General features: G+C 73.3%; 14 protein-coding genes and 1 pseudogene. 5 read left to right on the forward strand and 10 right to left on the reverse strand.

Annotation, left to right across the window (positions count from 1 at the left end; translation table 11 throughout):
* Window positions 1–69: 69 nt before the first annotated feature.
* From ACFCY7_RS25210 to ACFCY7_RS25225, 4 genes are all read right to left on the reverse strand, one after another.
* Complete coding sequence (locus tag ACFCY7_RS25210; protein WP_376488315.1) at window positions 70–1,116, reverse strand: 3-dehydroquinate synthase family protein; 1,047 nt, start codon at window positions 1,114–1,116, stop codon at window positions 70–72.
* Window positions 1,113–1,748 carry an HAD-IA family hydrolase gene (locus tag ACFCY7_RS25215; protein ID WP_376488326.1) on the reverse strand — a complete coding sequence of 212 codons (636 nt, stop codon included), beginning with the start codon at window positions 1,746–1,748 and terminating at the stop codon, window positions 1,113–1,115. Before ACFCY7_RS25215 ends, ACFCY7_RS25210 begins: the two co-directional genes overlap by 4 nt.
* 68 nt (window positions 1,749–1,816) lie before the next feature.
* Complete coding sequence (locus ACFCY7_RS25220; RefSeq protein WP_376488316.1) at window positions 1,817–2,932, reverse strand: Gfo/Idh/MocA family protein; 1,116 nt, start codon at window positions 2,930–2,932, stop codon at window positions 1,817–1,819.
* The gene (locus tag ACFCY7_RS25225; protein ID WP_376488317.1) at window positions 2,929–4,095 is read right to left on the reverse strand and encodes a DegT/DnrJ/EryC1/StrS family aminotransferase; all 1,167 of its coding nucleotides are present in this window, start codon (window positions 4,093–4,095) and stop codon (window positions 2,929–2,931) included. Before ACFCY7_RS25225 ends, ACFCY7_RS25220 begins: the two co-directional genes overlap by 4 nt.
* 350 nt (window positions 4,096–4,445) lie before the next feature.
* On the opposite strand from ACFCY7_RS25225, the gene ACFCY7_RS25230 reads away from it, so the two are divergent.
* The 3 genes from ACFCY7_RS25230 to ACFCY7_RS25240 are packed head-to-tail and all read left to right on the forward strand — an operon-like array spanning window position 4,446 to window position 7,433.
* Entirely contained in the window at window positions 4,446–4,883 is a 438-nt protein-coding gene (locus ACFCY7_RS25230; RefSeq protein ID WP_376488318.1) for a type II 3-dehydroquinate dehydratase, read from the forward strand.
* Complete coding sequence (locus ACFCY7_RS25235) at window positions 4,880–6,550, forward strand: bifunctional 3-(3-hydroxy-phenyl)propionate/3-hydroxycinnamic acid hydroxylase (protein WP_376488319.1); 1,671 nt, start codon at window positions 4,880–4,882, stop codon at window positions 6,548–6,550. The genes ACFCY7_RS25230 and ACFCY7_RS25235 overlap by 4 nt, the downstream gene beginning before the upstream one ends.
* Window positions 6,551–6,566: 16 nt before the next feature.
* Window positions 6,567–7,433 carry an ROK family protein gene (locus ACFCY7_RS25240; protein WP_376488320.1) on the forward strand — a complete coding sequence of 289 codons (867 nt, stop codon included), beginning with the start codon at window positions 6,567–6,569 and terminating at the stop codon, window positions 7,431–7,433.
* A 72-nt stretch (window positions 7,434–7,505) separates the two neighbouring features.
* Here the strand turns inward: ACFCY7_RS25240 and ACFCY7_RS25245 are convergent, their stop codons facing one another.
* Complete coding sequence (locus tag ACFCY7_RS25245) at window positions 7,506–8,123, reverse strand: malonic semialdehyde reductase (RefSeq protein WP_376488327.1); 618 nt, start codon at window positions 8,121–8,123, stop codon at window positions 7,506–7,508.
* Window positions 8,124–8,182: 59 nt separating this feature from the next.
* A complete protein-coding gene (locus ACFCY7_RS25250) occupies window positions 8,183–9,040 on the reverse strand; it encodes a shikimate dehydrogenase family protein (protein WP_376488321.1) in 858 nt (285 codons plus the stop codon).
* A 112-nt stretch (window positions 9,041–9,152) separates the two neighbouring features.
* On the opposite strand from ACFCY7_RS25250, the gene ACFCY7_RS25255 reads away from it, so the two are divergent.
* Window positions 9,153–9,830 (forward strand): 4'-phosphopantetheinyl transferase, encoded by a 678-nt coding sequence (locus ACFCY7_RS25255; protein ID WP_376488322.1) that lies wholly within the window; start codon window positions 9,153–9,155, stop codon window positions 9,828–9,830.
* Window positions 9,831–9,899: 69 nt separating this feature from the next.
* Here the strand turns inward: ACFCY7_RS25255 and ACFCY7_RS25260 are convergent, their stop codons facing one another.
* A complete protein-coding gene (locus tag ACFCY7_RS25260) occupies window positions 9,900–11,159 on the reverse strand; it encodes an NAD(P)/FAD-dependent oxidoreductase (RefSeq protein WP_376488323.1) in 1,260 nt (419 codons plus the stop codon).
* Window positions 11,156–11,548 carry a hypothetical protein gene (locus ACFCY7_RS25265; RefSeq protein WP_376488328.1) on the reverse strand — a complete coding sequence of 131 codons (393 nt, stop codon included), beginning with the start codon at window positions 11,546–11,548 and terminating at the stop codon, window positions 11,156–11,158. The genes ACFCY7_RS25260 and ACFCY7_RS25265 overlap by 4 nt, the downstream gene beginning before the upstream one ends.
* On the opposite strand from ACFCY7_RS25265, the pseudogene ACFCY7_RS25270 reads away from it, so the two are divergent.
* Window positions 11,501–11,596 (forward strand): annotated as a pseudogene (locus tag ACFCY7_RS25270) (XRE family transcriptional regulator); the annotation flags it as partial. The gene ACFCY7_RS25265 and the pseudogene ACFCY7_RS25270 sit on opposite strands and share 48 nt — an antisense overlap.
* A 90-nt stretch (window positions 11,597–11,686) precedes the next feature.
* On the opposite strand, the gene ACFCY7_RS25275 reads toward ACFCY7_RS25270, so the two are convergent.
* Window positions 11,687–12,079 (reverse strand): VOC family protein, encoded by a 393-nt coding sequence (locus ACFCY7_RS25275; protein ID WP_376488324.1) that lies wholly within the window; start codon window positions 12,077–12,079, stop codon window positions 11,687–11,689.
* A complete protein-coding gene (locus ACFCY7_RS25280) occupies window positions 12,076–12,927 on the reverse strand; it encodes a hypothetical protein (protein ID WP_376488325.1) in 852 nt (283 codons plus the stop codon). The genes ACFCY7_RS25275 and ACFCY7_RS25280 overlap by 4 nt, the downstream gene beginning before the upstream one ends.
* Between the last annotated feature and the right edge of the window lie 277 nt (window positions 12,928–13,204).

Below are 13,204 nucleotides of genomic sequence, written 5' to 3' on the forward strand. Positions count from 1 at the left end.
GGAGGGGCGGTTCGCCCGGGGGCTCCGCCCACGGCGCGTGCCCCGGGCGCGGTGCGGTCGGCTCGGCCGTCAGGCCGGCGGGGCTTGTCTCGGCATGGCTGCCAGCACCGTGTCGATCGCGGTCTGCGGGACTCCGCTCACGAGTTCCGCGCCGTCCGGTCCGTCGAGGACGAAGGTGAGTCCTGTCGTGGCCTTCTTGTCGAGGCGCATCAGGTCGACGAGTTCGCCGGTGTCCACGTCGTGCGGCAGCTCGGTCGGCAGCCCGTAGTGGGCGACCACCTCGTGGTGTTCGGCGACCCGCTCGGGCGGGATGCGTCCGAGGTGGCCGGCGAGGCGGCCCGCGAAGACGGTGCCGATGGCCACGCCCTCGCCGTGCCGGAGGGAGTACCCGGTGGCGCGTTCCAGCGCGTGGCCGAGGGTGTGGCCGTAGTTGAGCAGGTGGCGCAGGCCGGAGTCCCGCTCGTCGGCGGAGACGACCTCGGCCTTGCGTCGGACGCTCGCGGCGATCTGCTCGGTCAGGGAGAGCCCGCGCAGGTCGCCGGCGCCGATGAAGTGGCAGCGGGCGATCTCCCCGTAGCCGCTGGTCATCTCCCCGGCCGGGAGGGTGGTCAGGTAGTCGGTGTCGCACAGGACGGCGCTGGGCTGCCAGAAGGCGCCCACGAGGTTCTTGCCCTCGGGCAGGTTCACCGCGGTCTTGCCGCCGACGCTCGCGTCGACCTGGGCGAGGAGCGTGGTCGGCAGGTGGATGACGGCGACGCCCCGGTGGTACAGCGCGGCGGCCAGGCCGACGGTGTCGGTCGTGGAGCCGCCGCCGACGGAGACGACGACGTCGGCCCTCGTGAGGCCGAACGCGGCGAACCGGCGGCAGTAGCCCTCCACCGCCGACAGCGTCTTTCCGTGCTCTCCGTCCTCCGCCCGCAGGCGGAGGACGGGCACGCCCGGGTCGGGGGTCCATTCCTCGGGCCGGGCGGAGACCACGGCGGCCCGGCGGGCGCCGAGTCCGGCGACGAGCTCGGGCAGGGCGTGCCGTACGCCGGGGCCGATGCGGACCTCGTACGACCGGCTGCCGAGGTCCACGCCGACGGTCCGCGCCGTGGAGTGGGCGGGGGCGGTCACGTGCCGGCCTCCAGGCACCAGGCGAGGAAGTCCGCGGGGCTTTTCACGGCCGCGTCGGGGGCGGCGTCGAGGAGCGGCTCCGGGTCGCTCTCGCCCCACAGCGCGGCGACGGCCGTGACTCCGGCGGCGCGGGCGCTGGCGAGGTCGGTGACCGCGTCGCCGATCATCACGGCGCCCTCCTTGTCCTCGCCGAGCAGTTCGAGGGCGCGGAGCACGATGTCGGGTGCGGGCTTGGGGTGTGCGACCTCGTCGGAGCCGATGACGTGCTCGAACAGCGGGAGGACGCCGAGGCCTTCGAGGAGGGAGCGGGCGCGCGGGCCGCTCTTGCCGGTGGCGATGGCGAACCGGATGCCGTGCGCGTCGAGTGCTTCGAGCATCTCGGCGACGCCGTCGAAGAGGCGGACGCGGTGGGCGAGCCGGTAGCTCTCGCGGACGAAGGGCTCCTCCATCTCCAGGGGCAGGCCCATGATGTTCATGATGTCCGGGAAGTAGCGGCCGAGGTGGCGGCTGTACTCCTCGAAGGGCGGCTCGCCGTCGCCGACGGCTTCGCGGTAGGCGAGGGCGAACGCCTCGCGCATCACGCCGAAGCTGTCCACGAGCACGCCGTCGAGGTCGAAGACGACGGTGCGCAGCGGGGTCCGCGTCGCGGCCGGGGTGCCCGTCGGCGCGGTGTCGCCGCCCTCGGTGACCAGTTCGATGCTCACGCCGGCTGCCTTTCCGAGTTCCGCTCGCTTGTGGGGGTGCCGGCGCCGAGTGCGGACGCGTAGGCCCGCTCGATGACACCGATGGTGGTACGGGTGGCCGCGATGGACCTGCCGCGGCGGCCGGGGTCGGCCAGGAGGGCGGGGAGCGCGTCGACCTGCCGGTCGTACTCGACGCCCACGGGCTCGTGGTCGAGCGGCACGGCGACGGTCTCCCCGTGCCGGGTGACGGTGAGCGTGGAGCCGCCCCGCCGGTTGGGGCTGAAGCCGAACGTGCACGAGAGCACGGCGGTGCCGGCCGTGCCGTGCACCTCCACGAGGGTGGTGTCGTACGCGGCGTGGGACGCCCAGCTGGCGTGGACGGAGAGGGAGACGCCGTCGTCGGTGACCAGGAACGCGCGGGCCGTGTCCTCCACGTCTCCGCTGCCGCCCGCGGCCGGCTCGTCCTCTTCCCGCCAGGCGGCCTGGGCCACGTCGCGGTTCACGAAGTCGTGTCCGACGGTCGCCGCCACCTGCTCGAACTCCACGTCGCCGCCCAGCAGGGGCAGGGCGGTGTCGAGGAGGTGCCAGCCGAGGTCCACGAGGGCGCCGCCGCCGGCGGTGTCCCGGCGGGTGAACCACTGGGTGCCGGGCACGCCGCGGGCCCGTTCCCAGGCCACCCGGACGTGGCGGATCCGGCCCAGGGACGGGGCGAGGTCCTCCAGGCTCCGGATGTCGCCCCGGTAGCGGGCGGCGCTGCCCGCGACGAGCACCGCGCCGGCCCGTTCCGCCCGGGCCAGTTCGTCCGCCTCGGCCGTGCTGAGGCAGACGGGCTTCTCCAGGAAGACCGGGACGCCCCGGCGGAGCAGGCCCGAGGCGACGGAGCAGTGGGCGTGGTTGGGGACGGCGACGATCGCGAGGTCGGCCAGGTCGGGCGTCAGTTCGTCGGCGGAGGCCAGCACGCGCGGCGCGGGGCCGCCCGCGCCGGCGGGCGGCTCTTCGGCGAAGGCCGCCCGGGCCGCCGGGGAGGGGTCCACGACGGCGGTGACGGTCATGTCCGGGTGGGCGGCCACACGGGGCAGCCAGATGGTGCGGGCCGCCCAGCCCAGGCCGACCACGGCGACGCGCAGCGTCATGAAGTGGCCAGGACGTCGGCGACCACGTCCGCGATGGCCTGCATCTGCTCCTCGGTCCCGAGCAGGGTCCGGTGGTGCAGCCAGATGCAGTCGCGGGTGAGCGCCTCGCTGTTGGGGCAGCGGCGGGCGATCTCGTCGACGCTCTCGTCGGGCGCGGCCGTCTCCCAGAAGGCGGCGGTGCGGTAGACGGCCCGGAAGGCCGCGAACGCCGGAAGGCCGCGCGCGATCAGCTCGTCGACCAGGGCGTTGCGCCGCTCCTCGGTGATTCCGGGGATGCGGAACATGGCCATGTAGTGCGGGTTGCGGGTGCAGCGGTCGTCGGTGCCCTGCGGCAGGACTCCGGGGATCTGCGCCAGCAGGCCCGACAGCAGCGGCCAGCGCTCCTGGCGGGTGGCGATCTGCCCGTCGAGGCGGGTGAGCTGGGCGCGCAGCACGCTCGCCGAGAACTCGTTCATGCGGAAGTTGGAGCCGGAGGTCTCGTGGAGGTACGAGCGGTCGGCGCGCGGGCGCCCGCAGCTGTGCCGGATGAAGGCGAGTTCGTACTGCTCGGCCTCGGGGAACGTCACCGCGCCGCCCTCGCCCGCGGTCATCAGCTTGCCGTTCTGGAAGCTGAAGGCCGCGACGGAGCCGAGGTCGCCGACCCGCTTGCCGCGCCATTCGGCGCCGTGCGCGTGCGCCGCGTCCTGGAGCAGCGGGACACCGGAGTCGGCCGACAGCTTGGCGAGCGCGTCCATGTCGGCGAGGAGGCCGGCCATGTGGACGGGCATGATCGCCTTGGTCCTAGGGGTGATCGCGGCTTCCGCAGCCCGCACGTCGATGTTGTACGTGTCGAGGTCGACGTCCACGGGGACGGCGACGGCGCCCAGCCGCTGGGCGGCCTGCGAGGAGGAGATGAAGGTGAAGGCGGGAACGACGACCTCGTCGCCCGGTCCCACGCCCATCACCTGGAGGGCGAGTTCGAGCGCGTGGGTGCCGCTGGTCACCGCGAGGGCGTGCCCGGTGCCGTGGTACTCGGCGAATTCGCGCTCGAATTCGTCGACTTCGCTTCCACCGATACGCCACCACTGCCCCTGTTCAAGGGCGCGCATCAGAGCGACTCTTTCCTGGTCACCGAACTGGGGCCACTCCGGAAAATCCAGGCTCCGCTGCGAAATCCCAAACATAGTCCATCCATCTAGCTAGATACCGGCCACCCGGAGAAGACAGCCGGGCCATGGCTGCTGGTCGATCTGTTGTCAACCCGCAAGGAACGACTCGGTTTTCACATCGTCCAGGCGACGGAAAGCCTTCACAATCCCCTATGAGACCCCCTTAGATCCCCCTAGCCTCACCCCCCTACCCCGCACACCCCCTGGAACAGCGGATTCCGGCCAGAGGACCCGCCTGAGCGTTTCCGGCGGAACCCCGACGCGCGACCGCGACCGGACATTCCGACAGGGACGCATTGCACGGGCAAGGGGCGCCTGGTTAGCATCGGCGGCCCACCGCCGCGCGAGAAGCACCGAGGCCTGTCGTGAGTGAACTCCTGTTGTTGAACGGACCAAATCTTGGAATCCTCGGCCGACGGGAGCCGGAGATATACGGCACCGAAACCCTGGAGGACATCGAGCGGATCGTCGCGAAGGAAGTCGCGGAATCCGGATGGAAAGTGGTGTCCCGTCAGTACGACTGCGAAGGGGAGATGGTCCGCGCCGTCCAGGACAGCTACGACGCCGTGGGCGCGATCATCAATCCGGGCGCGCTGATGATCGCCGGCTGGAGCTTCCGGGACGCGCTCGCCAACTACCCCCGGCCGTGGATCGAGGTCCACCTGTCGAACGTGTGGGCGCGCGAGAGCTTCCGGCACCAGTCGATCCTCGGCGAGCTGGCGAGCGGGGTGATCTTCGGCCTGGGCGCCGAGGGCTACCGGCTCGCCGCCCAGGCCCTGGTCCGACGAGGCGTCACGGGATGAGCGGGACGAGCTCCCCCCCTCCGGCCGACCGCCCCCACCTCGACGCCACCGACGCCACCGACGCCACCGACGCCACCGACGCTTCCGACGCCTCCGACGTCCTCGTCGTCGGGTACGGGCCCGTCGGCCAGGTGCTGTCGATCCTGCTGGCCCGGCAGGGCCGGCGGGTCACCGTCGTCGAGCGGTGGGAGACCCCGTATCCGATGCCGCGCGCCACCGTCTTCGACGGCGAGACCGCGCGTGCCCTCGCCTCCCTCGGGATCGCCTCCTCGTTCGAGGAGATCGGCGAGCCCGTCGACGCGTACGACTGGCGGAACGCCGCCGGGCGGACACTGCTGCGCATGGACTTCGCCTCCCCCGGGGCGCACGGCTGGCCGGACGCCACCACCTTCCACCAGCCCGCGCTCGAAGCGGCACTCGCCGAGCGCGCCGCCGAGTTCGAGGAGCGGGGCCTGCTGCGCGTCCTGCGCGGGCACACCGCGACGGCCGTCGCGGACCACGGCGACGACGGCGTCACCCTCACCGCGGAGACCGCCGCGGGCGAGGTCAGGACCCTCGAAGGGGCCTGGCTGGTCGGCTGCGACGGGGCGAACAGCCGGATACGGGAGCTCCTGGACGTCGACGTCACCGACCTCGGCTTCTCCTTCGACTGGCTGCTCTGCGACGTCCTCCTGAACGAGCCCCGGGAGTTCACGCCGTCCAACGCGCAGATCTGCGACCCGGCCCGGCCGACGACGGTCGTCGGAAGCGGCCCGGGGCGCAGGCGCTGGGAGTTCATGCGGCTGCCCGACGAGTCGGCGGAGGAGCTGAACACGCCCGAGACGGCCTGGCGCCTGCTCAAGTCCTTCGACGTGACGCCGGAGAACGCGGTCCTCGCCCGGCACACCGTCTACACCTTCCGGGCCGCCCTGGCCGACACGTGGAGGAAGGGCCGGGTGCTGCTCGCGGGCGACGCCGCGCACTCGATGCCGCCGTTCGCGGGCGCCGGGATGTGCTCGGGCATCCGGGACGCGCTCAACCTGTCCTGGAAGCTCGACCGCGTCCTGCGGGGCGCCTCGGACGCCCGGCTCCTCGACACGTACGGACCCGAGCGCCGCGGCCACGTGCTCCGCACGATCGAACTGTCCGTGCAGCTCGGGAAGATCGTCTGCGTGACCGACGCGGACGAGGCCACCCGCAGGGACGCCGCCCTGACGGCGGGCCAGACGCCGGACCGTCCGGTGACGCAGCCGCTGCGCGAGGGCGTGCTGCACCGCACGGTCGGCACGGTCGCCGCGCCGCCGACCGGCTCGCCCGTCCCGCAGGGACGGGTGGCGCGGGACGGCGTCACCGGGCTCTTCGACCAGGTGGTGGGCACGGGTTTCGTCCTCCTCACCACGGAGGACCCGGACGCCGTGCTGAGCGCGGAGCAGCACGCCCTCCTCGCGGAGATCGGCGCCCGCACGGTCAGGCTCGCTCCCGCCGGGGCGCCGGCGGCGGGTGCGGTCACCGACCTCGACGACGTGTACCTGCCGTTCATGGCCTCGGTCCGGGCGCGCTTCGTCCTCGTCCGGCCGGACTTCCACGTCTTCGGAGTCGGCCGCAGCACCCGGGAACTCGGCATGGTCCTGGACCAGTTGCGGACCCAGCTCATGGTGACGGGAGCGGGCCATCCACCTCGGCATTGACATCGGCGGCACCAAGGTGGCCTTCCGTGCCGAGAGCTCCGGGCCCGGCGGCGCGGCGTCGCGGGACTCCGCGGTCCGCTGGCGGCCGTCCGCCACGCTCGCGGAGGACCTCGACGCCCTGCGGGCCCACGTGAAGGACCTGGGCGCCGGTGCCGAGGAGCCGCTCGCGGGGGTCGGCGTCGCCGTACCGGCCACGCTGGACGCGGGGGGACGTGTGACGGCCTGGCCCACCCGGCCGTCCTGGGTGGGTCTCGACCTGGCGGAGGTCCTGCGGGACCTGTTCCCCGGGTCCGCGGTGTGCTGGGCCGACGACGGGGACCTGGCCGCCGTGGCGGAAGCCGACGCGGCCGGTCACTCCGACCTGGTGTACGTGGGCGTGGGGACCGGCATCGGCGGCGGGATCGTCCTCGGCGGCCGACCCGTGCCCGGTTCGCGGCGCGGGTCGTGCGAGCTGGGACACCTGATCGTGGACCGGGACGGCGAGCGCTGCGACTGCGGTCGCCGCGGCTGCGTCCAGGCCGAGGCGTCCGGGCCGGCGACGCTGCGCCGGGCGGCGGCCGCGCGCGGGACGGACGTGACCTTCGAGGAGCTCCGCTCCGGCCACGCCGACGGTGCGGCCTGGGCGGTCACCGCCGTCGAGCGCAGCTGCGCGGCCCTCGCGGCCGCCCTGGTCGGGGTGGGCGAGCTGGTGCGCCCCTCGGCGACGGTCGTGGGCGGCGGGTTCGCCGCGGGGATCGAGGGCTTCGTGGCCGAGGTCGCCCGTCAGGCGGGCCTTCTCGCCAGGCCCGGACACCCGGTGGCCCCCGTCCTTCCGGCCCTGCTCGGCGGCGGTTCGTCCCTGCACGGGGCGGTGCTCGCCGCCAAGGGCCTGCCGACCCCCTGAACGTCGTGGTGCTCGTGCGGCCCGGCCGGGGGCCCCGTCGCACGGGACCCCGGCCGGCGCACGGCGGCTCCGTCAGACGAGCTGCACGGCCTGCTCGTAGTCGAGGCGCGGCATCCGCTCGCCCCACGCGTCCTCGGCGGGCTGCCCGATGTTGACCAGCAGGATCGACTTCCAGCGTCCGTCGGGGAAGAACTCGGCGTTCACCGCCTCGGCGTCGAACCCCTTCATCGGCCCGGCGGCCAGGCCCGCGGCGCGCACCGCGAGGACGAAGTACCCGGCCTGCAGAGCGGCGTTGAAGTCGCCGGAGGCATCGCGCAGGACGGGGTTGGAGTCGAGGACGTCCTTCAGCCCGGGAATGCTGGGGCACAACTCGGCGCCGTACTCGCCGTATTCACGGTCCACCGCGAGGACGGCGATGACCGGTGCGGATTCGCTCTTGGGCTGGTTCGGCGGGGTCAGCAGCGGGACGAGCCGCTTCTTCCCCTCGTCCGTGCGCACGTAGAGGATCCGCAGCGGGTTGAGGTTGCTTCCGGTGGGGGCCCACTTGAAGAGTTCCCAGATCGCCTGCAGTTGCTCGTCGCCCACCGGCTCGTCGGTGAACTTGAGGGCCGTACGGGCCTCGGTGAACAGCAGCCGCTGCCCCTCGGGGGACAGCGCGTAGAGGTCCTGGTGCTCGGCGAGGGCGGTCATGTCGTTCGGCACGTCTCATCCGTTCCGTCGTAAGAAGGTTGATCTACCGTGGTTCTCGATCATGTCAGCTCCGCCCGCCCGTCGGCGTTCAGCCTGAAGAACTCGCGGTACAAGTCGAGTTGGTGGATGAGCATGTGCGAACCGTGATGGATCCGGTGGCCGCGCGCCTCGGCCGCCCGCAGCAGCGCCGTCTCGCGCGGCTCCATGATGATGTCGGCCACCTCCGCACCGGGCGGGAGGCCGGCCACGTCGAACGGCAGCGGGTCGTCGGGGCGCAGGCCGAGCGGGGTGGCGTTCACCACGAGGTCGGCACGGTCGAGCCGCGGGCTCACCGACCCGGTCAACCGGCCGGGCCAGTACGGTCCGAGACGGGCCGTCACCTCGCCCACCCGGCCCTCGTCGCGGTCGCACACGTCGAGGTGCGCGGCTCCGGCGGCGAGCACGGCGGCGGCCAGGGCGCCCCCGGCACCGCCCGCGCCGACCAGGGAGACCCGCTTCCCCGTGAAGTCGAAGCCGGACGCCCGCAGCCCCCGGACGAACCCGATGCCGTCGAAGTTCTCGGCGCTCCACCGGCCGTCGGGTTCCCTGCGCAGCGCGTTGGCGCTCCCGGACTGGGTGACGGCACTGCTGACGGTGTCCGCGTACCGGCGGACCTCCGCCTTGTGCGGCACGGTGACGAGCAACCCGTCGAGGTTGCCGATCCGCTGGAGCCCGCGCACGATCTCCCCGAGGTGCCCGGGCTCGGCGAGCACCGGCACGAGGACGGCGTCGAGCCCGAGCCGGGCGAAGACGGGGTTGAGCAGCGCGGGCGCCTTCACCTGGGCGACCGGGCAGCCGAGGACGGCGTAGAGCCGGGTCGAGCCGCCGATCCCCGGCCGCTCGGGCTCGGGTATCGGCGGTGTAGCTGGAATGGTCACGCGGCTTCCTTCCAAGGTCGTCGGTCCACCTTCCGACGGCCATCCTGGCAGCCCGGTCTAGGGTCGGGCGGGTGCGCATGTCGTCGGCGGCCGGCGGAGAGTGAGGGGTCCCGTGATCGAGCAGTTGCTTCCGGGGAGTGTGGTCGCCGTGGAGAGCCGCGACCACACCGGCATGGACGCGGAGCTGTACCCCGAGGAGGCGGCGCTCGTGAGCCGCGCGGTCGCGAAGCGGCGCGGGGAGTTCGCGGCGGTACGGGTCTGCGCCCGCCGGGCGATGGCGACGCTGGGCCTGCCGCCGCAGCCGGTGCTGCCGGGCGAGCGGGGCGCTCCGGACTGGCAGGCGGGGCTGGTCGGGAGTCTGACGCACTGCGAGGGCTACTACGCCGCCGCGCTGGCGCTCAGCGCCGATCTGGCCTCGCTGGGCATCGACGCCGAGCCCGCGGCCCCGCTGCCCGACGGCGTGCTGCGGCTCGTGTCGCTGCCCGCCGAGCGCGATCGGCTGGGCCGGCTGGAGGCGGACGACCCCTCGGTCCCCTGGGACCGGCTGCTGTTCAGCGCGAAGGAGGCCGTCTACAAGGCGTGGTCGCCCCTGACGGGCAAGTGGCTCGACTTCGCGGAGGCCGACATCGAGTTCACCGTGCGTCCCGACGGGCCGCCGCGCGGCGGGTTCAGGGCCAGGCTGCTCGTGCCGGGGCCCCGGGTGGGCGAGCGCCGCCTCGACGGGTTCGAAGGCCGCTGGACGGTCCGGGACGGCTTCGTCGCGACGGCGGTCTCCGTACCGCACGCCTGACCGCGCAAGGCCGCGCGTCGGGAAAGCCCGGCCGGGGGGGCGTCGGCCGGACGATTGACGCGCCTCGCCTCATCGCCCCGCGGCCCGGCGGCGGTGCCTGATGTTGACGAGCGAGGCCTTGGCGAGTGCGCGGGGGCTGAGGAAGCGGAGGGGGCCGATGAGGCGGGAGCCGAAGAAGTACATGTGGCGCGCCATCGACGCGTCGCGGGCCGCCGCGGAGAACATCAGCCGCTCCACGGGGTTGAAGGGGCGGGACTTGGCGTAGTCGACGGAGAGGTACTGGTGGCCGCCGAGGCGGCGGCGGTGGGTGCGCGCGTAGGCGGCGAGGGCGGTGTCGAGGTCGCCGCGGCCGGTCGCTGCGGGGGCGACGGTCTCGGCGAGCCATCGGGCGGACTGCAGGGCCCATGCGCAGCCGACTCCCCAGAGGGGGTCGCCGGTCAGGGCGGCGTCGCCGACGAGTGCGAGGCCGGGGGCGGTGGGCTTGCGGGTGTGCAGGGGGTAGTCGACCGTGCCGATGAACTTCGAGACGCGTTCGGCGGCGTCGATGGGCGGTGCGTCGGGGAGGCCGCGGACGAGGTCGAGGAAGCTGCCCTCCAGGTCCTTCCGGAAGTCCGGCAGCCGTTCCTTGTCCGGGAGGACGGCGACGACCGTGATGCCGTCCTCGTTGGGGAACGCGTAGGCCGCGTCGGGTTCGAGGAACCAGGCGTGGCTGATCCCGTCGCGGAGCGGGAGGTCGCGGAAGTGGGCGAGGTAGCCGAAGCGCCCGTTCCGGTGCTGCTTGGCGGGCACGTCGGCGAGCTTGGCGACGGCCGAGTCCTTGCCGTCGGCGCCGACCACGAGCCGGGCCCGGATCTCCCGCTCGCCGTCGGCCGTCGAGGCGCGCACCCCGACGGTCCGCCCGCCTTCCCCGATCAGTCCGGTCACCCGGTGGCCGAGGAGCAGGTCGACGCCGGGGGTCGCCGCCGCACGCGACCTGATCAGCGGGTCGAGTGTGCTGCGCCGGATGTTGTACGCGTACGGCAGCTCGGGTCCGCCGGGTGCCGCCGTCGGCTCGATCCATCCCCAACGGGTGTACCAGCGGGCCTCGTTGCGAATGGCCCCGGCCTTCTCCAGGTCGGGGACGAGGCCGAGTTCGTCGAGGACCGGATAGGCGGCGGCCTGGAGGGAGTGGGTGCAGAGCACCTTGTACGCCTCGGGGTCGGAGCGGCGTTCGAGCAAGGCGACGCGGGCACCGCGCCGGGCGAGCAGGATCGCCGCGGCGCTGCCGGCGAGGCTCGCTCCTGCGATGACGACGTCGTAGTCGTGCACCGTGCTCTCGGGGCTGGTCATGCGCTGATCGTCTCCTTCGTGGTGGGGCACCGTTCGCGGGAGTCGTACAGGGCCACTGCTGTCAGGGACATGGCCAGCTTGTCAAGGGCGGAGGGCGCGAGCCGGTCGCGGCGACCCCTCAGACCGTGGTGTGCGGCCGCTCCCGGGTGAGGTGGCGCAGGCTCGTCCCTTCGGCGACCGAGCGCGTCGACGCTGGGCCGGACCCGACGGGGATTGGTCCCGAACGAGCGGTACGCGGTGTGCCACGCCTCGATCCGCGGGTCGGACTCGTCGGCGGGCCGCCAACTGCCGTCCGCAAGGCTCCGCTCCAGGTCCGCCACCGCGCCGAGGCCGACCGCCGCGGCGGCGGCGCCCATGCCTATCGCGGTGTCGGCACCACGACCTGCCATCTGATCATGACCGTGCACCTGCCACCGGGGCCCGCGTCGACCGTCTGACCCCGCTGCCCGATCCCACCGCCTGGCCCCGCTGCCCGACCCCGCCTCCCGACCCTGCCGTCCGCCCTCGCCGTCCGACCCGACCGGGGTCTACCGCGGCTCGGTCGCGAGCTGGATCAGGTTGCCGCAGGTGTCGTCGAGGACGGCGGTGGTGACGGGGCCCGTCTCGGTGGGCTCCTGGGTGAAGCGGACGCCGAGGGCGCGGAGGCGCTCGTACTCGGCCTTGACGTCGGTGACGGCGAACTGGGCGAGCGGGATGCCGTCCTGGACGAGGGCGTCGCGGTAGGTGCGGGCCGCGGGGTGGCGGGCGGGCTCCAGGAGGAGTTCGGTGCCGCCGGGCTCCTCGGGCGAGACGACGGTCAGCCAGCGGTCCTCGCCGCCGAGGGGGACGTCGTGCTTCTTCAGGAAGCCGAGGACCTCGGTGTAGAAGCGCAGGGCCTCGGTCTGGTCGTCGACGAAGACGCTGGTCAGATGGATCTTCACGGGGTGTTCTCCTCTGCTGGGGCCGCGTCCGACGGCTCGTTCGTGGACGCGTTCGGGGAATCGGTCCAGTACTGGGCGAGCGCCCCCTGGCGGTACGGGGCGGGGCTCACGCTCAGGTCGCCGGCGAAGGGGCGGTCGAGGACGAGGACGAGGAGGAGGCTGAAGCCGATGAGGCCGGCCACCGAGGCGACGAAGAGGACCTGGATCCGTCTGCGGCGCATGCCGTAGAGGAAGGTGAGGGGGATCAGGACGAGGGCGCCGCCGAACGCCAGGATCTGGAGCAGCGGCGGGAGTTGCTGTTCGGCCATGGTGAGGCGGGCGCGGCGCTGGGCGGCGACGTCGTTGAGGTGGCTGACGGCCTCCTCGTAGAAGACCTCCTCGCGGGGGGACTTCGGCTCGTACGACTGGAGTACGTCGAAGACGGTCTGGAGGCTGCCCGCGGTGGCGTCGTAGTCGGGCGTGCCCGCGCGCATCAGGGGCCACTGCTTCTCCACCACGCCGTGGACGTAGCCGCTGAGGGCGGCGTCGAGCCGGTCGCGTACCGGGAGGGGGAAGGCGGCGGAGTCCCGGGCGATGAGTGCGGCGTCGGTGGCCTCGGTGGCGACGACGGTCTGGGTGCTCTCCAACTGGGTCCAGAGGGTGACGATGACGAACGCGAGGATGATGCCGTAGATCGCGCCGAACATCCCCAGCGTCACCCCGACCATGTCGTTGTGCTCGCCGTCGGCCAGCGACGGGTACTTGCGGCGGGTGAGGACGCTGCCGGCGACGGCCAGGGCGATGGTCCCGCCCACGATGACGACGGTCAGGGTGAAGGTGCTGAAGTGGTTGAGCAGCCAGAGCGACATGTGCGGGGAGTCTAGGGACCCGGAGATCGCCGGACGCGCGCCCGACGGCGGCGGTACCGCGCCGCCGCGGGACCGTGCGCGGGCGGGGGAACCGGCCGTCACCGTGCGCCGTACGGCGTGCGCCGCGCGCACGCCTCGCGCGCGGTATCCGCCTGGTCACGCCGCGAATCCACACCTTCGAGTGAGCCCGAGCGGTGCATCTTGACGCTTTCCTGACGCGCCCGCCGCCTTCGGGCATCCGCGGGCTGCTTACGCTGGCTCGGCCGTCCGCACGACG

The sequence above is a fragment of the Streptomyces sp. NPDC056361 genome, from assembly GCF_042262805.1.
In the GTDB taxonomy this organism is placed as follows: Bacteria; Actinomycetota; Actinomycetes; order Streptomycetales; family Streptomycetaceae; genus Streptomyces.

Coding starts and splice junctions, on each gene's coding strand:
- ACFCY7_RS25220 (WP_376488316.1), bottom strand. CDS start 2,932: ATGACGCTGCGCGTCGCCGTGGTCGGCCTGGGCTGGGCGGCCCGCACC.
- ACFCY7_RS25225 (WP_376488317.1), bottom strand. CDS start 4,095: ATGTTTGGGATTTCGCAGCGGAGCCTGGATTTTCCGGAGTGGCCCCAG.
- ACFCY7_RS25235 (WP_376488319.1), top strand. CDS start 4,880: ATGAGCGGGACGAGCTCCCCCCCTCCGGCCGACCGCCCCCACCTCGAC.
- ACFCY7_RS25245 (WP_376488327.1), bottom strand. CDS start 8,123: ATGACCGCCCTCGCCGAGCACCAGGACCTCTACGCGCTGTCCCCCGAG.
- ACFCY7_RS25260 (WP_376488323.1), bottom strand. CDS start 11,159: ATGACCAGCCCCGAGAGCACGGTGCACGACTACGACGTCGTCATCGCA.
- ACFCY7_RS25265 (WP_376488328.1), bottom strand. CDS start 11,548: ATGGCAGGTCGTGGTGCCGACACCGCGATAGGCATGGGCGCCGCCGCC.
- ACFCY7_RS25280 (WP_376488325.1), bottom strand. CDS start 12,927: ATGTCGCTCTGGCTGCTCAACCACTTCAGCACCTTCACCCTGACCGTC.